Here is a 21,433-nt window from a genome sequence, read left to right as displayed (position 1 = left end):
TTTGGTTTCTGAAACCTACCCCTTCGTTTCAACTGGAGAACAAGGGGACGGCGTAGCCTCATCGGGAGTAGAACGCTGAGAAGTAGTCCCACCAGGATTCGAACCTGGGTCGTTGCCCCCAGAAGGCAACAGGATTGGCCACTACCCCATGGGACTTCGCATCAGTTCGTACTTCGCGGGTATTTGTAAACGTTGCGTGTCGATTCCGCCGTGGGATTTCGTCGCACGGCGACGGACAGGTGTGCATAAACCGCCAACTATTTGCCCTTATTCTATCCACTGTCGTGTATGTACGTCGGACGTTTCGTCGTCGTTGGCCCCGGAATCGGTGCGTATCGCGTCTCCTCTCGGTCCTTCCCGAACCGACAGGTCGTCGACCGGGACGACGCCCTGACCGTCGGGCCGACGCCCGACGCCCCCGAGACCGACAACCCCTACATCGCCTACAACTGCGTCCGCGAGGGCGGCGACTACGTCGTCGTCGGCAACGGCTCGCAGGTCGACCCCATCGCGGAGAAACTCGACCTCGGCTACCCGCCGCGGGACGCCCTCGCGGAGATTCTGCTCGCGCTCGACTACGAGAAGGACGACTACGACACGCCCCGCATCGCGGGCGTCGTCGGCGACGACGAGGCCTTCATCGGCATCGTCCGCAAGGACGCGCTCGTCGTCGAAGCCGTCGCCGAGCCCACGCTCGTGGCGACCTACGAGGAAGACGACCCGCGGGCGTTCGACCTCGACGCGGAGACCGCCGCCGACGCGGCCCGCGAACTGTACGACCACGAGTTCGAACACGCCGTCTGCGCCGCCGCCGCGACCGTCGGCGACGCGGTCGAGACCGCCTTCTACAACGGCGAGTAACGCCGCCCCGGCCCGAGATTTTTCAGCCGCGACGCCGTACACCGAGCCATGCGTCTGGGCGTTATCTCGGACGTGCACGGGAACCTCCCGGCACTCGAAGCGGTGCTCGAATCGATGCCGCCGGTCGACCGATTGGTCTGCGCCGGCGACGTGGTCGGCTACAACCCGTGGCCCGAGGAGTGCGTGTCCGAACTCGCCGAGCGGGACGTGCCGACCGTCTCGGGGAATCACGACCGCGCGGTCACGTCGGGGACCGGCTTCCGCTTCAACAGCATGGCGGCCGCGGGCGTCGACTACGCCCGCGACGCGCTGTCGCCGGCGTCGATGGAGTGGCTCTCCGCGCTCCCGAACACGCGGCACGTCGCCGACGAGCGGGTCAAACTCGCCCACGGCCACCCGAGCGACCCCGACCGCTACACCTACCCCGACGACTTCTCGCCGTCGCTCCTCGACGACGAGGATCTGCTGGTGTTGGGCCACACCCACGTACAGGGCCACCGAATCTACGACGACGGAATCGTGCTGAACCCCGGAAGCGTCGGCCAACCCCGCGACGGCGACCCGCGGGCGGCCTACGCGGTCGCCGACCTCGACGCGATGGAAATCGAAGCCGAACGCGTCAACTACGACATCGACCGCGTCGCGGAGCGCGTGCGCGAGGTCGGCCTGCCGGAGCGGTTGGCGAGTCGGCTGTACGAGGGAAAGTAGGGAAAAAAGCGAGTAGCCGTCCCGAAATCGTCAGTTCGACACCGGTTCGAGCCGCGCCGAGAAGTGCCGAAGCTCCTTCATCGGCGGCTCCTCGACGATTTCGAGGCCGCCGTACTCGCCGGCAGAGGCCATCACTTTCGCGGCCGTCTCGGCGACGTGTTCGAGGTGCTCGCGGCTGTAGGTGCGCCGCGGGAGCGCGAGGCGCACGAGGTCCGGGCGGTCCGTGCCGGGGAACGCGAATCCGCCGAGTTCGACGCCGCGGACGCCGCCTTCGAGGTAGAGCGCGCAGACGAGTTGCTGTCCGGGGTACTCGTCTTTCGGGACGTGCGGGAACACCTCGCCGGCGTCGAGGTAGACCGCGTGCCCACCCGTCGGCTGGTAGACGGGAACTCCGGCCTCGACCAGCAGGTCACCGAGTTCGGCCACCTGCTCGACCCGGTCGGTCACGTACGGCGGCGTGACGGCCTCGCGGAGGCCGACGGCCATCGCCTCGATGTCGCGCCCCGAGAGGCCGCCGTAGGTGGGAAAGCCCTCGTAGAGGATGGCGCGCTGTTTCGCGTGCTCGAACACCGTCTCGTCGCGCATCGCGGCGAAGCCGCCGATGTTGACGAGGGCGTCTTTCTTGCCGGACATCGTAATCGCGTCGGCGTGTTCGAACTGCGCGCGGGCGATTTCGGCGACCGAGTGGTTCTCGTAGCCCGCCTCGTTGGTCTTGATGAAGTGGGCGTTCTCGGCGAACCGACAGGCGTCGATGACGAACATGGCGTCGATGTCGCGGGCGAACTCCGCGGTGGCGCGGATGTTCGCCATCGAGACGGGCTGGCCGGCGACGGAGTTGTTCGTGATGGTGAGGACGACGACGGGAATCGCGTCGGCACCGACCTCCTCGACGAGCGCGTAGCCCGCGTCGATGTCGAAGTTCCCCTTGAACGTCTCCGTGGAGTTGGGGTCCCGTGAGGCGGGCGACGGGCAGTCGACGGGTTCCGCGCCCTGATTGACGACGTGGGCGCGGGTCGTATCGAAATGGGAGTTGTTCGGCACCACGTCGCCGTCCTCCAAGAGGACGCCGTAGAGGACGTTCTCCGCGCCGCGGCCCTGATGGGTCGGCACGACGTGCTCGAAGCCCATCACGTCGCAGACCGACTCCGCGAGGCGGGCGAACGACTCGCTTCCGGCGTAGGCCTCGTCGCCGCGAATCATCGCCGCCCACTGCTCGGCGGACATCGTGCCCGTCCCCGAGTCGGTCAGGAGGTCGATGTACACGTCGCGGGCGTCGAGGTTGAACGCGTTGTAGCCGGCCCGTTCGAGGGCGGCCTCGCGCTCCTCGCGCGAGGGGAGTTCGATGGGCTCGACCATCTTCGCCTTGTACGATTTCATGCCCGCAATAGGCCCGCGAATGTGAAGTAATCGGCAGGCGGAAAATCGAGGGACGACGACCGGTTTCCGGCGCTCGTGGACGGGTGTGTGCATCGGTGTCGCCGGCTGTTCCGCTCTCGCCACGAACCGCCACGAACCGACCTCGGCGGCCGTCGTGGCTCACCGGCCGTTGGCGTCGCTGGCGTGGACGCAGTCGCGCGAAAACAGCGTCGAGAGGTAACGGGGCGGGGTCGGGTTAGAACTCGTCTTGGATGATGCCAAGCGTCTCCTCGCGGTCGTCCCACGCCACGAAGATGGCGACGGAGGTCGCGGAGGTGATGGCGTCGTGGATGTTGATGCCGGCGTCGGACAGCGGCTGGACGATGTCGAGGATGACGCCGGGGCGGTTCGGGAGTTCGCCGCCGGTGACGCGGACGACGGCGATGTCGTCTTCGACGGTGACCGAGGACAGCGCGTCGTCGGCGATGACGCGGTCGTGGAGGACGGCCTCGGCCCGGTCGGAGTCGTCTTCGAGGACGTAGAACGTGATGGAGTCCATCCCGGAGGCGACCGAGTCGACGTTGATGTCCTCCTCTCGGAGGGCGGCCGAGAGGTCCGCGAGGATGCCCGGTCGGTTGCGAATCGCCCGCCCGGCGACGGTGAGACACGCGAGGGGCTCTTCCTGCATGTCGATGAGGTTGTGGAACTCGCCTTCGATGAGCGTCCCGCCGGTGAGCAGGTCGCCGTGCTGGTAGTGGACGACCCGAACGTCGAGCGCCGCGTCCTTGTACGACAGCGCCGACGGCGCGACGACCTCGGCCCCGCGGAACGAGAGGTTCCGAAGCTCGTCGACGGTGATGCGGCCGACGTTGCGCGCGCCTTCGACCACCCGCGGGTCGCCGGTCATGACGCCCTCCACGTCGGTCACGATGACGACCTCGTCGGCGTCCATGTAGTTGCCGAGCATCACGGCGGAGGTGTCGGAGCCGCCGCGGCCGAGCGTCGTGATTTCGCCGTCGTGGTTCTGCGCGAGGAAGCCGGTGATGACCGGGACGACGCCGTCGAGTTCGGCCGCGAGCTTCGCGGCCCGCTCTCTCGTGGCCTCGACGTCGACCTCGCCGAGGTCGTTGGTGATGACCGGCCACTCGTCCGTGCCGGGTTCGACGAACAGAGCGTTGACGCCGCGGGCGGCCAGCGCCGCCTTGAGCATGCGCACGCTGGTCCGCTCGCCCATCGAGACGATTTCCGCGCGGTCGCGGTCGTCGGCCTCGAACTTGATCTCGTCGAGGAGGTCGTCGGTCGTCGAGCCCATCGCGGAGGCGACGACGGCGATTTCGTGGCCGTGTTCGACGGCCGCGGCGATGGAGTCGGCGGCGCGGTTGATTCGGTCGCCGCTACCGAGCGAGGTGCCGCCGAACTTCGCGACTACGCGCATCGTCCCTCCGGTGCGTCGCGTCGCTTCGGGGCTTCGTTGGTAAACATGCGAGGGGCTAACGCGGGGGGACGTATAACTATGTCCTCCGATTCAACCGTTGCCGTCACCCGCGAATCCGGCGCTGAGACGGCCCGTACCGACGCCTCGCGGGCGGAGATTTATCACCGACGCCGCGGAAGGTTCGGACATGGATGTCAGAGACGCCGTCGACACCGACGCCGAGGCGCTCGCCGCCGTCGCCGACGCGCCGATACGAGCGATGCGTCGGCTGATACGCGACCGGACGGTCCGCCTCGCCACCGCCGAGACGGGGTCGGACCCCCACGCCGACGCGCCGGCGGACGACGAACCGGTGCTCGGGTTCGTCGGCTTCGACGTCCGCGACGGCGTCCTCCACGTCACCCGGCTCGGCGGGACCGAGACGGCGGTGCGGCGACTGCTCGAAGAGCCGCTCCGCTTCGCCAGCGCCGAGGACCTGCCGGTCGAGGTGCTCGTCCTCGAATCCGAGACGCCGCTTTGCGACGCGGTCGAGCACGCCGGCTTCGACCGCGTCGGCCACGGTCCGCGGTTCGAGGGGTCGCCGACGGTCCGGTACGTCCTCGACGAGACGGGGTAGTCGGTCGTCGCGGGCGGCGAGAACCGACCGAGGGCATACATACCTCCCGCCCGTCAGGTGGCCCATGACCGAACGACGCGGGAGCCGACGACCGGAAGTGAGACGACTGTGACCGCGGCCGAAGAGCTGTTCGTCTCGCTCGCCGGCTCGGACCCGGTGATGCAGGGCCTCCTCGGCGGCGTCGTCATCGCCGGCATGAACATGCTGGGCGCGCTCCTCATCCTCGTCTGGCGCGACCCCTCGAAGCGCTCGCTCGACACGCTCCTCGGCTTCGCCGCCGGCGTCATGCTCGCCGCGAGCTTCACGAGCCTCATTCTCCCCGGCATCGAGGCGGCGGGCGGGAATCCGATTCCCGTCCTCGCCGGCTTCGTCATCGGCGTCGTCGTCCTCGACCAAGCCGACCTGTGGATTCCGCACGTCCACATCCTCGTGACCGGCAAGACCCGGGCTGACGCCCCGGAGACGGACAAAAAGATGGCATCGGTCATCCTGTTCATCGTCGCCATCACCATCCACAACATGCCCGAGGGCCTCGCCGTCGGCGTCGGCTTCGGCTCCGGCGACCTCGGGACCGCCATCCCGCTGATGCTCGCCATCGGCATCCAGAACATCCCCGAGGGGCTGGCCGTCTCCATCGCCGCCGTCAACGCCGGGCTTCGGAACACGACCTACGCGACGTTCGCGGGCATCCGCGCCGGCCTCGTGGAGATTCCGCTCGCCGTCTTCGGCGCGTGGGCCGTCCAGTACGCCGCGGCGTTGCTCCCCTACGCGATGGGCTTCGCCGCCGGCGCGATGCTGTTCGTCATCTCCGACGAAATCGTCCCCGAGACGCACTCGAACGGTCACGAGCGCGTGGCGACGTTCGGGACGATGCTCGGCGTCGTCGTGATGCTCTACCTCGACGTGACGCTCGGGTAGTCGAATCGAGTCAGCGCGGCCGAATACGGCGGCGTCGAGGAGTTGTGAAACGAGAGTTCGAGTGGAAGCGAAGGGGTTCGGTGGTCGGTTCAGCGTCAGAGAGTTCGGCGTCGAGCGCGCGTCAGTCGTCCGCGAGCGGCGGCTCCGACGGCACTTCGTGGTCCGAGAGCCCGGCGGTCGGCGCGAGGTACTTCGCCGGGTCGAACGCGTCGAGGTCGTCGCCGGCGGCCACGCGCGCCGGCCAGTCCGGGTTGGCGAGCGCGCTCGTCCCCAGTGTGAGCAGGTCCGCGCCGGCGTCGAGGGCGGCCCGCGCCGCGTCCGGGTCGCCGAGGCCGCCGTTGGCGACGACGACCGTGTCGTCCGCGACGTACTCGGCGGCGGCCTCCGCGAGCGACGGGCCGCCCGCCCCGAAGGTCGGACTCGTCGCGTCGGTCTCGGTCGCGTGGACGTAGTCGGCTCCGGCGGCCGACAGCGCCTCGAAGAAGACCGCGGCCGCCTCTTCGCCCTCGGGCCACTCGTAGTCGCCGTCGGTCACTTTCTCCTGCGAGACGCGGACGCCGACGACGAACTCCTCGGGGACCGCGTCGGCGACCGCCGAAAGGACCTCGGCCGGGAATTTGACTCGGGACTCGGGACCGCCACCGTACTCGTCGTCGCGCCGGTTCGCGTCGGCCGCGAGGAACTCGTTGAGCAGGTAGCCGTTCGCGCCGTGGAGTTCCACGCCGTCGAAGCCGGCTTCGACCGCGTTCCGCGCCGCCCGAACGAATCCTTCGCGGACGGTTTCGAGGTCGGTCTCGTCGGCCGCCTTCGGGACCGCGAACTCCCCGCTCCCGCCGTAGGCTTCGGCCTTCTGGCCGTCGGGCTGGACCGCGGAGGGCGCGAGCGTCCGGTCGCCATCGAGGTGGGTGTTCCCCTGCGACTGCGCCCCGGCGTGCATCAACTGCGCGAAAATCGGCGTGTCGACCTCGTGGACGGCGTCCGTGACGTTCGTCCACGCCTCGACGTGGTCGCCGGTGACGAGCCCCGGCTGGTTCAGGTAACCCTGACTGTACGCGTCGTCCGTGTAGACGCCCTCGGTGACGAGAAAGCCGAAGCCGCCGTCGGCGAACTTCCGGTAGTAGTGGGCCATCTCGTTGGTCGCCAGCCCCTCGTCGGTGGCGCTGATGCGCGTCATCGGAGCCAACCCGACTCGGTTGGAAAGCGACAGGTCGTTCAGGCTCGTCGCGTCGAACAGCGCGTCGTCGGTCATCACCGACTCTGTGCGCGTCGCCCATAAAAAGCGACGGCGGAATGGTCCCGGTCGCCGCACATCCGGCGTGCTAACGGGGCGCATTCGAGTCTGAGACGGGCCGCCGCCTCAGGAGAACTTCCGAACCGTCATGTTCAGCGTGTCGAGGTCGACGATGGGCGCGTAGCCGGCGTCGGGGTCGATGTTGACGGACTTCTGGAAGTCGGTCTGGGCCTGCCAGCAACCGGAGTTGACCGCGAGGACGTTGTGGTACTTGCCCCAGCCGAGCTTGTGGACGTGGCCGGTGTGGAAGATATCGGGGACGTCCTCCATGACGAGATAGTCGAGTTCCTCCGGCGCGAGGCGGGTGTGACCCCCGAACTGCGGCGCGACGTGGCGCTTTTTCAGGAGTTGGTACATCGCCTTGTGCGGCTCGTCGTAGCTCGCCTTGTCCGCCGGCAGTTCGGCGATGACCTCGTCGAGCGAGACGCCGTGGTACATGAGCACGTTGACGCCTTCGAGCGTGACCATCGAGGGGTTGCTCGTGATGCGGGCGTCGTGGGCCGACATGATGTCGCGGAGTTCGTCGTCGAAGCCGGGTTGGGGCTCCGCGAGTCGGACCGCGTCGTGGTTGCCCGGAATCATCACGATGTCGAGGTCGCCGGGCACCGATTTGAGGTGCTCGGAGAACGCCTCGTACTGCTCGTAGATGTCGATGACGTCGAGTTCCTCGTCCTGATTCGGGTAGACGCCGACGCCCTCGACCATGTCGCCGGCGATGAGGAGGTACTCGATGCGCTCTGCCTCCTCGGTGTGGAGCCAGTCGGCGAAGCGGTTCCACGCGCCGGCCATGAACTCCTGACTGCCGACGTGTACGTCCGAGATGAGCGCCGCCTGCACGTCCCTGTCGGCGGTGTTGGGGCGGTGGCTCCGCGGCACGTCGGGGAAGTGCATCGAGTCCACGAAGAGGATGCCCGCGTCGCCCGACAGCGTCCCCTGCACCGCGATGCACTCGTCCATGAGGAGTTCGTCGACGTAGCCCGCGATGTCCTTGTCCTTCATCACGAGACAGGGGAACGTCCCCGTCGTGTCTTCGAGGTCGATAATCCAGTGACCGCTCTTCGTGGACCGAACGTCGTCGACGAGGCCGATGAGTTCCGCGTCCTCGCCGCCGGACATGTTCGAGATGGCCTTCGCGGGACGGTGGTTGACGCGCCCGCGGAGCATCTTTGAGAGCTTCTCGTAGCGGTCGCGGAACACCTTCACGAAGTCGTCGTACTCGCCGGTCCCCGTCGACTGCCCGGTCATGTCGTTGGCGATTTCGAGGGAGCGAAGCGCCGGGTCGACGTTCCGACCGCCCGAGCTCACCTTCGCTTCGGCTGGAGTCGATTGAGAGGTGTGAGCCGCGTTGTCGTGCGATGTTGCATCAGAAACAGAGGGGTCTGACGCGGCGGTGTGGGACGCGGCGGCGTCGGATGCGGCGGCGTCCGCGGCGGTCGGAACCGTCGGTTCGGTTCCCGGCGGGTCCGCGGCGGGGGCGGAGGCGAGCACCTCGCGGACGTGGTCGGCGGTGATGCGAAGCGCGTCGTCCGGGGCGGCTTCGACGACGCGGGCGAGGGTTCGGCCGGGGTCGTCGGAGCCGGCGATGAGTGTCACGGCCTCGCGTTCGGCGTTGTAGCCGCGACCGACGAGCGCTCGGACGATGCGCGCCGGCGTCTCCAGTGGCACACCCGGAGTGTGCGACACGCGGCAAAAAGGATGCCGAAACCCAGAACGTTGAAACCCGGTCCGGGTAAACTGGGAGTGATGAGTGACGACGACGGCCGCCCCCCCTCCCCCGACCCGCGGCGCGGTCCCGCCTCCGACGAAGGCGTGCTAACTCGGCTTCGGACGGCAGAGGAGGGGCCGCTTCTGTTCGTCCGCGAAATCCTGACGAGCGCGCTCGCCGTGTTGGCCGTCGGGTTGCTCCTGTTCGCGGTGAGCGGCGTGTGGCCGCCGATGGTCGCCGTCGAAAGCGGGAGCATGGAACCGCACATGTACAAAGGCGACCTCGTGTTCATCACGGGGCCGGAGCGATACGCCCCCGACTCGGCGGTCGAGGGGACCGCCGTCGTCACGGCCAAGACAGGTGCCGAAGTCGACTACCGGAAGTTCGGCGGGCCCGGAAGCGTCATCGTCTACGACGACCCCGGCGCCCGCGGCCCCCCGATTATCCACCGGGCGATGCTCTGGGTCGAGGACGGCGAGAACTGGTACGACAGGGCGAACCCCGAGTACATGGCCGCCGACAACTGCCGGGAACTCGCCAACTGCCCCGCCGAGTACAGCGGCTTCATCACGAAAGGCGACAACAACCCACGGTACGACCAGGTGAGCGGCATCGCCGACCCGGTCCGCCCCGAGTGGGTCCAAGGCGTCGCGCGAATCCGCATCCCGCTTCTCGGGTGGGTTCGACTGACGCTCGCCAACTCGATGGCGACGACGACGCCGGTCGCGCCGGCCCCTGTCGAACTCGTCGACGTGACGACGATGGAGACGGCGGCTCCCGACGTGTCGACGACGAACGCGGCGGGAGGCGACGCGCCGGCGACGACGGCACCGCTTCAGGTCGAGCCGCCGGAGCTATCGGAACCATCGGCGACATCGGCGCGAGCCGACGCGCTCGCGGCGTGACGCGGGAAAAGTAACAGAGTCGGCGTCGGACTTCGCGGACTTCGTTTTTCAGTCTCAGTTGTCGAACCGCGCCTGCACGAACGGCTGTGCGCTCTCGATGTCGCCGAGACGGGAGTCCGTCAGCAAAACGGCCTCGGTCTCGTCGATGGGGACAGAAAGGCTGATTTCCTTAGTTCGGCCGTAGCGACCCTTCGAGACGACGACGGCGTTGACGATGCCGAGCATGTCGAGTTCCGAGATGAGGTCGGTGACGCGGCGCTGGGTCAGCACGTCGGCGTCGATCTCCTCGCAGAGGCGCTTGTAGATGTTGAACACCTCGCCGGTGTTGATGTTGCGAACGCCGTTTTTCTCCAGGAGGATGATGGCGAAGAGGACGATTTTCGACTGCGTGGGCAGGGTGCGGACGACCTCGACAACGCGGTCGAGTTCGATTTTGTCCTGCGCCTGTCGGACGTGGGCCTCCTCGACGGTATCGGCCTGCCCGCGCTCCGCGAGTTCGCCGGCCGTGCGGAGCAGGTCGAGCGCGCGCCGGGCGTCGCCGTGTTCCTGCGCGGCGAACGCGGCGCACAGCGGAATCACGTCGTCGGTGAGCGCGCCGGACTTGAACGCCACGTCGGCGCGGTGCTGGAGGATGTCGCGGAGCTGGTTGGCGTCGTACGGCGGGAAGACGATTTCCTCCTCGCCGAGGCTCGACTTGACCCGGGGGTCGAGGAAGTCGGTGAACTTCAGGTCGTTCGAGATGCCCATGATGGAGATGCGGGAGTTGTCGAGTTCGGAGTTCATCCGCGAGAGGTTGTAGAGCGTGTCGTCGCCCGACTTCTCGACCAGTTTGTCGATTTCGTCGAGCATGATGACGACCACCCGCTCCTTGTAGTCGACGGCGTCGAAGAACGTCGTGTAGACGCGGTCGGTCGGCCACCCGGTCATCGGCACCGTCTCCATCTCGTCGGCGTCGTCGTCGAGTTCCGCCGCGCGCTCGTCGATTTCGGCGATGGAGTCGTACGGCGTGTCCGCGAGAGCGTTGGGGTCTTCGGTCGCCCGCGTGCGCATCTCGTCGAGGCGCTCCTGTTCGGCCTCGATGCGCTCGACGTTCTTCTCGATGAACTTGTTGGCGAGCTGGGCGAGCACGCGGTACTGCGTGTCGGTCACCTCGCAGTTGATGTACTCGACCTCGCAGGGCACGTCGTACTTCTGGGAGGTTGATTCGAGCTCCTGACTGACGAACTTCGCGCTCGCGGTCTTGCCGGTCCCGGTCTTCCCGTAGATGAGGATGTTCGACGGCGTCTCCCCGCGCAGGGCGGAGACGAGAATCGTCGCCATCTGGTTTATCTGGTCGGTCCGGTGGGGGAGTTCGTGCGGGGTGTACGACGGGCGGAGGACCTCCTTGTTCTCGAAAATCGGCTCGCCGGCGAGGAGGTCGTCGAACAGCCCTTTCGACCCCTCGTCGTCGTTGAGCACGACCTTGTCGAGGCCGACGTCGGGGTCTTTGTGCTGGTCGAGGTCCCCGTCGGGCGCGTCGGCGTCGGGGCCGATGCTCGCCTGAATGTCGATGTCTTCGGGGGACACGTCCTCGTCGTCCTCGGGGGAGACGCTCTCTTCGGAGGATACGTCGTCCGCGGCGGAAGAGCCGTCGGCAGGCGCGTCGCCGTCGGACGCGTCGGTACTCGGTGCGCCGGGGTCGGCGTCCGCGACGATGTCGTCCGACCTGCTGTCCCCGGCTCCCTCTCGTGTGCCGCCTCTCGGATTCTCTTCCTCGTCCATCGTGAATACCCCTTTGTTTCAAGTGGAATTGTCGCCCCAAATCGGCGCATAGGGTGTGTGAAGCCGGAGATAGTCGGCATTTTCACACCACGCCGAAGAAGGCGATTCCAGATGATGCAAAGGAACCAAACGAACAGTCGGTACAAAAATCTTACTTCTCCGACTCGTCTGCCGTCGTTCGACCAGAACTCGGGGGGTCGGGACCGTTTCAACACGAACAGTCGCGATATCGTCGGAGGCGACGGCTGTAGTAAGTGGGCGCTCGTCGGTCGACCGAGAAGCGAATAGACGAACGCTCAGTTGCGGAGTCGCCGAGCGACCGGACGAAGAAGACATGTGGGCGAGGTTGGTCATCGAATCGAGAACCTTCTCGAACCACGGCGAGTCGAACGAGACGAACGAAAGACGCACTAGGTCGAACGAACCACGGCGAGTCGGACGAAGACGCGCCGAGTCGCACCAAGTCGAGACGGGTCGGGCCGTCAGAGTTGTACTCGGCTCTGACGACCGACGGTTCCGAGTCGAGTCTGCGGTTCACGCGAACCGACAATCGGAGGCAGTTAGAGTGGAACTCAGCGTGTGGGTGGCGTCCGACGAGAAAAATCGGTGGGCCGAACCCCCCTGTTTCGAGTGGAGACGGCGAAAACACGCTTTTCGAAAAATCGGGAGATAGAACGGTTCTCGTCGCTGTCTAACCCCTCGATTTCCTGTGCAATTAAGTGGTGGTTCTCCAGTTCGACGGGAAACGCCTGGGTGTCGATTGCCCCACACCCCTTCGTTTCGGGTGGAGCCGTGAACAGGTGGGTGGGGGGTCTCGTTGGTCTTTGTATAGCGGTGGTTTTATTACGTATATTCGCCAACCAAATCCGTAGTAAAGGAAAAGTAGATATTATTACATCCTCTCTATATTCAATTAACACTCGACCGCCGTCTAGCGGTCTCCCCCCACCCACCCCTTCGGCCCGTTCCACCCGAAACGAAGGGGTGGGGGTGTCACCCGACGACTGTTTCGAACCCGACTGTTTTGCGCCCCGACCGTTTCGCGTCCGTGGGAACAACCCACTCCGTCTCGACGCGACTGCTGACGTGATGTCGGGCCGTGTCGAACCCGGTTCAGTGGTATCGGACCGTTCTCCGAGTTTCACGAGCACCGACCGGCACTGCGTGAGAGCCACCGCTCGGCAGGCGTTCGAGATTCGCACGCGTACGCTCGAAGTAACAGTTATTCGAGCGACGACCGCGGAGTCGGCCCAACTCGGTTTCGTCTCGTCTCGTCCGTTCGATACGCCATGACCGGTCGTTGACAGGCCGAATATTCTCGCTCGACGCCGGCTCACCGAGTCGGCCACCGACTTTGCCGGCCCTTTCTGTCGTCTTGTCTCCCACGTGACTGGTGTCTGACGTAGTGCTTAAGTGAGTCCGGTTGGGTGATACCTCCATACGCCCTCCACGACGCGTTCGGGAGGTGCGGGAGGCCCAGGATGGGACTGCTCACAGATTTAAGAGACAGCATCTCACGAGTCGTCGACCGGCTCTTTTCGGAGAGCGAGCCGAAGCGGATCGGTATATATGGCCCGCCCAACGCCGGGAAGACGACTCTCGCAAACCGTATCGCCCGTGACTGGACCGGTGACGCCATCGGTCCCGAGAGCCACATCCCTCACGAGACTCGCCGCGCCAGGCGGAAGGAGAACGTCGAAATCGAGCGGAACGGCAAGAAAGTCACCATCGATATCGTCGACACGCCGGGTGTCACGACGAAAGTCGATTACAAGGAGTTCCTCGAACACGACATGGAGAAGGACGACGCCGTCCGCCGGTCCCGCGAGGCGACCGAGGGCGTCGCCGAGGCCATGCACTGGCTCCGCGAGGACGTCGACGGCGTCATCTACGTGCTCGACAGTACGAAAGACCCGATTTCGCAGGTCAACACGATGCTCATCGGCATCATCGAGAGCCAGGACCTGCCCGTGCTCATCTTCGCGAACAAGATCGACCTCGAAGAGGCGAACGTCGAGCGCATCGCGAACGCGTACCCCCAGCACGAAACAGTCGAGTTGTCAGCGCTCGAAGGGGAGAACATGGACGAAGTGTACGCCAAAATCGCGGAGTACTTCGCGTGATTCACCATGCCTGAAGCAACCGCCTCCGACAACGGCACCGACGGGGTCCAGATAGACCTCTTCAGCGGGAATCGGATGGCAAACCTCACGAGCATGGAGAAGATTCGGCTCATCCTCGACGGCGTCCGCGACGGCAACATCGTCATCCTCGAAGAGGGCCTCTCGCCCGACGAGGAGTCGAAGCTCATCGAGGTCACGATGGCCGAGATAAGCCCCGACGAGTTCAACGGTATCGAAATCGAGACGTATCCGCGCTCGCAGACCGCAGACCAGAGCTTCCTCGACCGGCTCATGGGCCGACAGTCGACCCAGAAGCTCACGGTCATCGGTCCGGCGAACCAGATTCAGACGCTCCACAAGGACGAGAACCTCATCAGCGCGCTCGTCTCCCGAAAATAGGGGGTCCCACGAACGCCCTCACGCGCCATCCGGCGCTACCATCCACCAATGCCACATCAATGCACCACGTGCGGTAAGGTGTTCCCCGACGGCTCGAAGGAGATGCTTTCGGGGTGCCCGAACTGCGGCGGCAACAAGTTTCAGTTCAAGCCCGCGTCGAGCGGGAGCGCTCCCGCGAGCGCAAGCGGTGACACGCCGTCGGCGGGCGGCGCCGGAACGCGGGACCTGACCTCCTCGGCGGCCGACGCCGTCCGAGACCGCGCACAGCAACAGTCCCATCCCGACTCGACCGACGAGGAGTCGATGACCGTCAGCGACTGGGCGAACGCGAACGCCGACGCCCCACAGCGAACCGAGACCGGCGACGCCGCGGGTTCGACCCGAAGCGAGCCGTCGCCGACCGAGGCGACCGGGTCGAGCGACGCGGGTGGCGCGGCCGACACGGGGAGCGGACCCGAACCCGACCCCCGCGGGTGGGGTGAGTGGCCGTCAGCGCCCGGCGAGTCGCCGGGGGCAGACCCCCAAGAGCCACCACCGGCGTCGCGGAACGAACCCCGAGGAGAGCCCGCGGCGGGTCAGTCCGATGGTTCGCCGAGTTCGGCATCGCCCCCGAATCGAGACCCCGGTACAATCAACGCGCGCGAGACGGACGAGGACAACTCCCAGAAGAGCGCCCGGAGCGACATCGTCACGCCGGAAGAACTCGCCGCGGCCGATGCGAACCGGCGCGGTTCGGCGGCGGAGACGCCGTCGGAAGCGCCTTCCGACCCCGACGTGTCTCCTGCCCCCGACGCGGCGGCCGGCCAGCCCGCGGGCGCCGCGCCCACGGACGCCGACGGCACGGTCATCGAGCCGTCGTCCGACGAGCGACCCGACCTTGACCAGCTTCGCGAGGAGCTCAACGACCAGTTCGAGAGCATCAAAATCGTCAATCCGGGTCAGTACGAGCTCAACCTCATGGAGCTGTACGACCGAAGCGAGTACATCATCTCGCTCCGCGAGGACGGCCGGTACGTCATCGAAGTCCCGGACTCGTGGGGTCCCGGCAACAGCGAGGACTGACCGCGGCTCCCGCGGCGGACCGGCGCTCGACCCCAGTGTTTCCGGTGGAGCGACGGTCTCCCGGTCTCGTTCGTACGGGTCCATCCGTCGAATCGGCACAACCGTTATATACGATAGTTGAGAGTATATCTCCTTGGGGAAGCGCTATGTCCAATCCGCACAACGAGAAGGTCGCCGAGTGGGCGTCGCTCCTCGGAGCGTCGCTCCCGACCGCGCGACCAGACGACCCCGACCTCGATACCGCCGACAGCGCTGGGTAACGACCGCCGCGGTCGCTTCCGGCGGACTCCTTTAGTTTCACCCTGCTCTGCGAACCCTTATCGGCGAGGGCGAGCAATCGTCACCGATGTCGGCCTCTGAGGACGTTGCGTACGTGGACCACCCGCTACTCGCGCCGTCGTTCATCGAGCGGCGGCTCTATCAGATTCGCCTCGCCGGTACCGCGCGCAACGGCCACACGCTGGTCTGTCTCCCCACCGGCCTCGGGAAGACGACCGTCAGCCTGCTCGTCACGGCCCAGCGGCTCTACGACGTGGGCGGGAAGTCGCTGTTTCTCGCGCCGACGAAGCCGCTCGTCCAACAGCACGCCGACTTCTACCGCGAGGCGCTGACCGTTCCGGACGACGAAATCGTCGTCTTCACCGGCGACGTGCGGCCCGACGACCGGGCCGCCCTCTGGCAGGACGCCCAAATCGTCATCGCCACGCCGCAGGTCATCGAAAACGACCTCATCGGCAACCGCATCTCGCTTCGGGACGTGACGCACCTCACCTTCGACGAGTGCCACCGCGCGAGCGGCGACTACGCCTACGTCTACATCGCCGAGCGCTACCACGCCGACGCCGAGAACCCGCTCGTCACGGGGATGAGCGCCTCGCCCGGCGGCGACGAGGAAGCCATCCTCGAAGTCTGTGAGAACCTCGGTATCGTCGACGTGGAGGTGATGACCGAGGAGGACGCCGACGTGTCGGAGTACACCCACGACACCGACGTGGAGTGGAACCGCATCCAGCTCCCCGACGAGATCCTGGAGATACGCGACGCCCTCAACGAGGTCATCACCGACCGGCTGGAGAAGCTCAAGCAGTTGGGCGTCACCAAGTCGACGAAGCCCGATATCTCCCAGAAGAAGCTCAACCGGATGCGCGCGGAGCTCCAGCGGCTGATGAACGCCGACAAGTCGGAGGGCTACAAGGGGATGTCCACGCACGCGGAGGTGATGAAGCTCCGCCGGGCGGTCGAACTCGTCGAGACCCAGTCGGTCGAGTCGGTCCGGCGGTACTTCGAGCGCCAGCGCAACGCCGCCCGGTCGTCGGGCGCGTCGAAGGCGAGCCAGCGACTCGTCGCCGAGCCGAAGGTCCGCGAGGCGATGCGGAAAGCCGAGTCGTTCGACGGCCTCCACCCGAAGTTCAGGAAGACGCGCATCCTCCTCGCGGAGACGCTCGGCATCCAGGACGGCGAGCGCGTCATCGTCTTCACCGAGTCCCGCGACACGGCCGAGGCTCTCACGGAGTTCCTCTCGGAGAGCTTCTCGGTCCGGCGGTTCGTCGGACAGGGCGACCGCGAGGGCTCCGACGGGATGACGCAGAACGAACAGCAGGAGACCCTCGACAAGTTCCGAAGCGGCGAGTTCGAGGTGCTCGTCTCGACCTCCGTCGCGGAGGAGGGCCTCGACGTGCCCGAGGTCGACCTCGTGCTCTTTTTCGAACCCGTGCCGACGGCCATCCGGTCCATCCAGCGGAAGGGCCGGACCGGCCGGCAGGCCGACGGCCGCGTGGTCGTCCTCCTCGCCGAGGACACCCGCGACGAGGCGTACTTCTGGATATCGCGCCGCCGCGAGAAGACGATGCAAAACGAGCTTCGAGACCTCAAGGGCGCGGCCGACGACCTCGAAGCGGAACTCGACCCCTCACAGCGCGACCTCTCGGCGTTCGCCGGAGACGACGGCGGTTCCGCCGGTAACGCGGGGAGTTCCACCGGAAACGAGGGGGTTGACGCCGCGAGCGAGGGCGGTGCGAACGAGGCGTCGGCCGCCGGGTCGTCCGCCTCGAACGGAGAGACCGCGGCCGCCGCCGCGACCGACCCCGACGGGCAGTCCGGCCTCGCCGACTTCGGTCCCTCGGACGAGGAGTTGGCGCGGGCGGACGACGGCGACGGGGGCGATGAGGGCAACGACCGCGACGACAGCGACGGCGATTCCCCCGAGCGCGACGAGGCGGACGACCCGGCCACCGTCGCCGCGGCGGGAACCGACGACGAGGAGACCGTCGAAATCGTCGTCGACCAGCGCGAACTCGACTCCAACATCGCCCGCACCCTCTCGAAGCGCGAGGACCTGACGACCCGACTGGAGACGCTCGCGGTCGGCGACTACGTCCTCTCGGACCGCGTCGCGGTCGAGCGAAAGAGCGTCTCGGACTTCCTCGACACGCTCACGGGCGGCGACCGCTCGATATTCGAGCAGGTCGCAGACCTCACGCGCCACTACGCCCGGCCGCTTCTCGTCATCGAGGGGCGCGGCCTCTACGAGGAGCGCAACATCCACCCCGGCGCGATTCGCGGGGCGCTGTCGTCGGTCGCGGTCGACTTCAACGTGAGCGTGCTTTTCACCGAGGACGAAGACGACACCGCGGAGATGCTGGCGACCATCGCCACCCGCGAGCAGACGGACCGCGAGCGCACCGTGAGCGTCCACGGCGGCAAGAGCGCGAAGACGCTCGACGAGCAACAGGAGTACGTCGTCTCCGCCATCGCCGACATCGGCCCGGTGACGGCGCGGACCCTGCTCGAAGCGTTCGGGAGCGTCGAGGCGGTCATGACCGCAAACGAGGACGACCTCAGAGAGGTCCGCGGCGTCGGCCAGGTCACCGCCGAGCGAATCCGCGAGGTCGTCGGCTCGGAGTACCGCTGAGCCGCGGTCACCGCCCGGAGCGCGTCAGGGAACGATGGTCACCGGAACGGCCTCGGCCCGAAGCACCGTCTCGGCGGCGCTCCCGAAGACGGTTCGCTCGACGATGCCGTCCTCGTGGTGGCCCATGACGACGTGGTCGAAGCCGCCGCGCTCGACGGTGTCGAGAATCTCCTCGCCGACGCGGTCGGCGGTCCACACGTCGACCGTGAGGGTCGAGAGTTCCGGCTCGCCGCCGACATCGCTCGCTTCGAGCCTGCCGCGCGCGTCGTCGAGGATGGCCTCCGTCGCGTCGGTCTGGTTGTTCGTGTAGTGGACGACGTGGAGGCTCCCGCCCATCCCGACGACCATCTCGATGGCGAAGTCGAGCGCGCGTTTGCTGGCGTCGGTACCGTCGATGGGGATGAGTACGTCCATACGAAACAGAGGGTCCGCGGGGCGGTAAGTTCTACCGCCGGGAGCGACGGCCGACGCGAGGACGCGACGACGCGTCGGTCGGTTATCGGTCGAGCGCCGAGATGGCCTCGGCGGCCTCGCGCGCGGCGGTCAGGAACTCCGTCGCCCGCCGGGGGTCGTCGGTCGCCTCGGCGCGCTCGGCGGCCCACGTCAGCGTCCGCACGAGCGACTCGCGCGCGGCGGTCACGTCGCCGGCGACCTCGCGGGGCGCGCGTCGCTCGGTCGTCCCCTGCTCGCCCGCGGTTCGGGACTGTGTCGCCGACGGGACCCGCCCGTTCGAGCCGGCAGTGTCGCGGCGCGCCTCGTCGGCGACGCGGTTCCCACGGGCCGGCGCAGACTGGCGTGTCCCGGCCTGCGGTCGCTCAGTTCCCGCTGTTTCGGCATTGGGGGTCGCAGAACCGGCCGCCGCATCGACGCTCTCTGTGGACGCGGTCGCCCCGCCGGACGCGGCCTCGCCCTCGTTGGCGTCGGCTTCGACGGCCGCCTCGGCGGCCCGCTCCGCGTCTTGGTCGGCGTTCGCCGCGGCCTGTCCCTCGGCCTGACAGGTCGGACAGAACACCTGCCCCTCGTAGCGGAACAGCGGGTCGCCGCAGTTGTCGCAGTGCTTGTTCGTCATCGTCGCGCCCTTGAGGAGCAACTCGCTCATCCGCTGGGTCGACCGGCGCTTCGTCTCGTCTCGCTCGTACTTCTCGCGAAGTCGCTGGCGCTCTGCTTCCTTGTCGAAGTCGCTCATGTGGGTGTGGACGCGACGTGCGTCGAAAAACCCCACGGCGTCGCTCGGTCGGTTTCGTCACCGACGGTCTCACCGGCTCTCGCCACCGACGGTACCCCGCCGCAGTCGCCCGAAGTTCGACGACTGACGTACGCAGAATCGACAGACCGCGCGACGGTGCCCGTTCCGAAACGTTTACTCGGAATCCACAGCGTCGTTAATGTGGCATGACGAAAGTTAGCGTGATTGGTGCGGCCGGCACGGTCGGTGCCGCGGCTGGGTACAACCTCGCGCTTCGCGATGTCTGCGACGAACTCGTGTTCGTTGACATCCCGAAGATGGAAGACAAGACGGTCGGACAGGCGGCGGACACGAACCACGGCATCGCCTACGACTCCAACACGGTCGTGACGCAGGGCGGCTACGAGGACACCGCCGGCTCCGACGTGGTCGTCATCACGGCGGGCATCCCGCGCCAGCCGGGACAGACCCGTATCGACCTCGCGGGCGACAACGCCCCCATCATGGACGACATCGGCTCCTCGCTCGCGGAGCACAACGACGACTTCGTCTCCATCACCACGTCGAACCCCGTCGACCTGCTCAACCGCCACCTCTACGAGACGGGCGACCGCGACCGCCACAAAGTCATCGGCTTCGGCGGCCGCCTCGACTCCGCCCGCTTCCGCTACGTGCTGAGCCAGCGCTTCGACGTGCCCGTCAAGAACGTCGACGCGACCATCCTCGGCGAGCACGGCGACGCGCAGGTGCCGGTCTTCTCGAAGGTCCGCGTCGACGGCAACGACCCCGCCTTCTCCGCCGACGAGAAAGAGGAGATTCTCGGCGACCTCCAGGAGTCCGCCATGGACGTCATCGAGCGCAAGGGCGCGACCCAGTGGGGCCCGGCGACCGGCGTCGCCCACATGGTCGAGGCCGTCCTGCACGACACCGGCGAAGTGCTCCCCGGCTCGCTCGTCCTCGACGGCGAGTTCGGCTACGAGGACACCGCCTTCGGCGTCCCCGTCAAGCTCGGCTCGAACGGCATCGAGGAGGTCGTCGAGTGGGACCTCGACGACTACGAGGCCGACCTCATGGACGACGCGGCCGAGAAGCTCCGCGACCAGTACAACAAAATCGCGTAACTCGGTCCGGTTCTCGACATACCGTCCGGCTCTCGACACACCGACTTTTTGCGGTTCCGCGTCTCCTCCCGCTGACATCCGTGTCTCCCCGGCGTCAACCGTTATCTCGTCGCCGGTCGATAGTTCTCGTATGTCTACAGTTGGGGACGGCCGGACGGACCCGGACGCGGGCGCCGAGTCGTTCGAGTCTCGCCGCGTCTTCGTCTTCCTCCTCGTCGCCTTCGGACTCGCGGGCGCGACCGCGCTCGCCGTGTCTCTCACCGGCGGCCTGACGAACTCACCGCCGGTCGCGTTCGGACTCCCGCTGTGGCTCGTGCTCGTCAGCACGTGCTACATGTTCTCGCCGTCGGTCGCGAACGTCGTCACCCGGCTCGTCACCGGCGAGGGATGGACCGACCTACGGATTCGCCCCGCGCTCCGGTCGAACCTCGGCACCCACCTCCTCGCGTGGCTCGTCCCCGGTCTGTTCATCGCCGTCGGCGCGGCGCTGTTTTTCGCGCTCTTTCCGGCGTATTTCGACCCCGACGCGACGGCGCTCCGCGGGGTGCTCCCGCCGGGCGCGTCGCTCGAACTCGTCTTGGTCGCACAGGTCGCACAGGGGCTCGTCCTCGGTGCGACGGTGAACACCGCCTTCGCCTTCGGCGAGGAGTTCGGCTGGCGGGCGTACCTCCTGCAGAAGCTCCTGCCGCTCGGTCCCCGCCGGGCGGTCCTCCTCTTGGGCGTCGTCTGGGGCGCGTGGCACTGGCCGCTCATCGCGCTCGGCTACAACTACGGCTTCGGCTACCCCGGCGCGCCGTGGACGGGATTTCTGGCGATGGTCTGGATGACGACGGCGGTCGGTGTCTTCCTCGCGTGGGTCGCGCTCCGCGCCGACTCGGTGTGGCCCGCGGCGCTCGGTCACGGGATGTTCAACGCCTTCGCGGGCCTCGGAACTCTCTTTGCGACGGCCGGCGCGCCGTCGTTACTCGGCCCGACTGCCGTCGGCGCAGTCGCCGTCGTTCCGTGGGCGGTCGTCGCCGCGGTGCTCGTGGTTCGCTCGCCGGCGTTCGAGGCGTAAGCCCCGTCACAGCCGCCG

At 67.1% G+C, this 21,433-nt stretch carries 18 protein-coding genes and 1 tRNA gene; 11 read left to right on the top strand and 8 right to left on the bottom strand.

The window, feature by feature from the left end; all coding sequences use genetic code 11:
• Nucleotides 1-83: 83 nt before the first annotated feature.
• Nucleotides 84-156: transfer RNA gene (locus IEV64_RS05015), tRNA-Gln, on the bottom strand.
• A gap of 132 nt (nucleotides 157-288) precedes the next feature.
• Between IEV64_RS05015 and IEV64_RS05010 the strand changes: the two genes are divergently transcribed.
• Both IEV64_RS05010 and IEV64_RS05005 read left to right on the top strand, forming a co-directional pair.
• The gene (locus IEV64_RS05010; RefSeq protein WP_188423341.1) at nucleotides 289-861 is read left to right on the top strand and encodes an IMP cyclohydrolase; all 573 of its coding nucleotides are present in this window, start codon (nucleotides 289-291) and stop codon (nucleotides 859-861) included.
• A gap of 48 nt (nucleotides 862-909) precedes the next feature.
• Nucleotides 910-1,569 carry a metallophosphoesterase family protein gene (locus IEV64_RS05005; RefSeq protein WP_007275791.1) on the top strand — a complete coding sequence of 220 codons (660 nt, stop codon included), beginning with the start codon at nucleotides 910-912 and terminating at the stop codon, nucleotides 1,567-1,569.
• A gap of 30 nt (nucleotides 1,570-1,599) precedes the next feature.
• Here the strand turns inward: IEV64_RS05005 and IEV64_RS05000 are convergent, their stop codons facing one another.
• Nucleotides 1,600-2,946 (bottom strand): tryptophanase, encoded by a 1,347-nt coding sequence (locus IEV64_RS05000; RefSeq protein WP_188423340.1) that lies wholly within the window; start codon nucleotides 2,944-2,946, stop codon nucleotides 1,600-1,602.
• 235 nt (nucleotides 2,947-3,181) lie between these two features.
• Nucleotides 3,182-4,360, bottom strand: coding sequence for an aspartate kinase (locus IEV64_RS04995; RefSeq protein ID WP_004968747.1), 1,179 nt, complete (start codon nucleotides 4,358-4,360; stop codon nucleotides 3,182-3,184).
• Nucleotides 4,361-4,547: 187 nt separating this feature from the next.
• On the opposite strand from IEV64_RS04995, the gene IEV64_RS04990 reads away from it, so the two are divergent.
• Complete coding sequence (locus tag IEV64_RS04990; RefSeq protein ID WP_004968746.1) at nucleotides 4,548-4,976, top strand: hypothetical protein; 429 nt, start codon at nucleotides 4,548-4,550, stop codon at nucleotides 4,974-4,976.
• A gap of 108 nt (nucleotides 4,977-5,084) precedes the next feature.
• On the top strand, nucleotides 5,085-5,894 hold the full coding sequence (locus IEV64_RS04985) for a ZIP family metal transporter (RefSeq protein WP_007275788.1): 810 nt from the start codon (nucleotides 5,085-5,087) through the stop codon (nucleotides 5,892-5,894).
• Nucleotides 5,895-6,015: 121 nt separating this feature from the next.
• On the opposite strand, the gene IEV64_RS04980 is transcribed toward IEV64_RS04985, so the two are convergent.
• Nucleotides 6,016-7,143 (bottom strand): oxidoreductase, encoded by a 1,128-nt coding sequence (locus IEV64_RS04980; RefSeq protein ID WP_188423339.1) that lies wholly within the window; start codon nucleotides 7,141-7,143, stop codon nucleotides 6,016-6,018.
• A 108-nt stretch (nucleotides 7,144-7,251) separates the two neighbouring features.
• Complete coding sequence (locus tag IEV64_RS04975) at nucleotides 7,252-8,850, bottom strand: DNA-directed DNA polymerase II small subunit (RefSeq protein WP_007274654.1); 1,599 nt, start codon at nucleotides 8,848-8,850, stop codon at nucleotides 7,252-7,254.
• Between the two features lie 144 nt (nucleotides 8,851-8,994).
• Here IEV64_RS04975 and IEV64_RS04970 point away from each other — a divergent pair, with 144 nt between their 5' ends.
• The gene (locus tag IEV64_RS04970) at nucleotides 8,995-9,795 is read left to right on the top strand and encodes a S26 family signal peptidase (protein ID WP_188423620.1); all 801 of its coding nucleotides are present in this window, start codon (nucleotides 8,995-8,997) and stop codon (nucleotides 9,793-9,795) included.
• A 54-nt stretch (nucleotides 9,796-9,849) separates the two neighbouring features.
• Here IEV64_RS04970 and IEV64_RS04965 read toward each other — a convergent pair whose 3' ends face one another.
• Nucleotides 9,850-11,556: a Cdc6/Cdc18 family protein gene (locus IEV64_RS04965; protein ID WP_188423338.1), complete on the bottom strand. Its 1,707-nt coding sequence runs from the start codon at nucleotides 11,554-11,556 to the stop codon at nucleotides 9,850-9,852.
• A gap of 1,481 nt (nucleotides 11,557-13,037) precedes the next feature.
• Here IEV64_RS04965 and IEV64_RS04960 point away from each other — a divergent pair.
• The 4 genes from IEV64_RS04960 to IEV64_RS04945 all read left to right on the top strand — a co-directional run bounded on the left by IEV64_RS04960 (nucleotide 13,038) and on the right by IEV64_RS04945 (nucleotide 18,051).
• Entirely contained in the window at nucleotides 13,038-13,679 is a 642-nt protein-coding gene (locus IEV64_RS04960) for an Era-like GTP-binding protein (RefSeq protein WP_004968740.1), read from the top strand.
• A gap of 6 nt (nucleotides 13,680-13,685) precedes the next feature.
• Nucleotides 13,686-14,078 (top strand): DUF2073 domain-containing protein, encoded by a 393-nt coding sequence (locus IEV64_RS04955; RefSeq protein WP_049917862.1) that lies wholly within the window; start codon nucleotides 13,686-13,688, stop codon nucleotides 14,076-14,078.
• Nucleotides 14,079-14,126: 48 nt separating this feature from the next.
• The gene (locus IEV64_RS04950; RefSeq protein WP_188423337.1) at nucleotides 14,127-15,140 is read left to right on the top strand and encodes an OapC/ArvC family zinc-ribbon domain-containing protein; all 1,014 of its coding nucleotides are present in this window, start codon (nucleotides 14,127-14,129) and stop codon (nucleotides 15,138-15,140) included.
• Nucleotides 15,141-15,486: 346 nt separating this feature from the next.
• Nucleotides 15,487-18,051: a DEAD/DEAH box helicase gene (locus IEV64_RS04945; protein WP_188423336.1), complete on the top strand. Its 2,565-nt coding sequence runs from the start codon at nucleotides 15,487-15,489 to the stop codon at nucleotides 18,049-18,051.
• Between the two features lie 24 nt (nucleotides 18,052-18,075).
• On the opposite strand, the gene IEV64_RS04940 is transcribed toward IEV64_RS04945, so the two are convergent.
• Entirely contained in the window at nucleotides 18,076-18,465 is a 390-nt protein-coding gene (locus IEV64_RS04940; protein ID WP_004968735.1) for a universal stress protein, read from the bottom strand.
• Between the two features lie 82 nt (nucleotides 18,466-18,547).
• The gene (locus tag IEV64_RS04935; RefSeq protein WP_188423335.1) at nucleotides 18,548-19,237 is read right to left on the bottom strand and encodes an Sjogren's syndrome/scleroderma autoantigen 1 family protein; all 690 of its coding nucleotides are present in this window, start codon (nucleotides 19,235-19,237) and stop codon (nucleotides 18,548-18,550) included.
• Nucleotides 19,238-19,443: 206 nt separating this feature from the next.
• Between IEV64_RS04935 and mdh the strand changes: the two genes are divergently transcribed.
• A complete protein-coding gene (mdh, locus tag IEV64_RS04930) occupies nucleotides 19,444-20,358 on the top strand; it encodes a malate dehydrogenase (protein WP_049917861.1) in 915 nt (304 codons plus the stop codon).
• A gap of 130 nt (nucleotides 20,359-20,488) precedes the next feature.
• A complete protein-coding gene (locus IEV64_RS04925; protein WP_007274661.1) occupies nucleotides 20,489-21,415 on the top strand; it encodes a CPBP family intramembrane glutamic endopeptidase in 927 nt (308 codons plus the stop codon).
• Nucleotides 21,416-21,433: the final 18 nt, after the last annotated feature.

Origin of the sequence: Haloferax sulfurifontis (assembly GCF_014635105.1) — an archaeon.
GTDB classification, from domain to species: domain Archaea; phylum Halobacteriota; class Halobacteria; order Halobacteriales; family Haloferacaceae; genus Haloferax; species Haloferax denitrificans.
The sequence above is the reverse complement of the archived record's forward strand: the minus strand, read 5'-3'. Positions and strand labels throughout refer to the sequence as shown.

Coding starts and splice junctions, on each gene's coding strand:
- IEV64_RS05010 (WP_188423341.1), top strand. CDS start 289: ATGTACGTCGGACGTTTCGTCGTCGTTGGCCCCGGAATCGGTGCGTAT.
- IEV64_RS05005 (WP_007275791.1), top strand. CDS start 910: ATGCGTCTGGGCGTTATCTCGGACGTGCACGGGAACCTCCCGGCACTC.
- IEV64_RS05000 (WP_188423340.1), bottom strand. CDS start 2,946: ATGAAATCGTACAAGGCGAAGATGGTCGAGCCCATCGAACTCCCCTCG.
- IEV64_RS04995 (WP_004968747.1), bottom strand. CDS start 4,360: ATGCGCGTAGTCGCGAAGTTCGGCGGCACCTCGCTCGGTAGCGGCGAC.
- IEV64_RS04990 (WP_004968746.1), top strand. CDS start 4,548: ATGGATGTCAGAGACGCCGTCGACACCGACGCCGAGGCGCTCGCCGCC.
- IEV64_RS04980 (WP_188423339.1), bottom strand. CDS start 7,143: ATGACCGACGACGCGCTGTTCGACGCGACGAGCCTGAACGACCTGTCG.
- IEV64_RS04965 (WP_188423338.1), bottom strand. CDS start 11,556: ATGGACGAGGAAGAGAATCCGAGAGGCGGCACACGAGAGGGAGCCGGG.
- IEV64_RS04960 (WP_004968740.1), top strand. CDS start 13,038: ATGGGACTGCTCACAGATTTAAGAGACAGCATCTCACGAGTCGTCGAC.
- IEV64_RS04955 (WP_049917862.1), top strand. CDS start 13,686: ATGCCTGAAGCAACCGCCTCCGACAACGGCACCGACGGGGTCCAGATA.
- IEV64_RS04950 (WP_188423337.1), top strand. CDS start 14,127: ATGCCACATCAATGCACCACGTGCGGTAAGGTGTTCCCCGACGGCTCG.
- IEV64_RS04945 (WP_188423336.1), top strand. CDS start 15,487: ATGTCGGCCTCTGAGGACGTTGCGTACGTGGACCACCCGCTACTCGCG.
- IEV64_RS04940 (WP_004968735.1), bottom strand. CDS start 18,465: ATGGACGTACTCATCCCCATCGACGGTACCGACGCCAGCAAACGCGCG.
- IEV64_RS04935 (WP_188423335.1), bottom strand. CDS start 19,237: ATGAGCGACTTCGACAAGGAAGCAGAGCGCCAGCGACTTCGCGAGAAG.
- mdh (WP_049917861.1), top strand. CDS start 19,444: ATGACGAAAGTTAGCGTGATTGGTGCGGCCGGCACGGTCGGTGCCGCG.
- IEV64_RS04925 (WP_007274661.1), top strand. CDS start 20,489: ATGTCTACAGTTGGGGACGGCCGGACGGACCCGGACGCGGGCGCCGAG.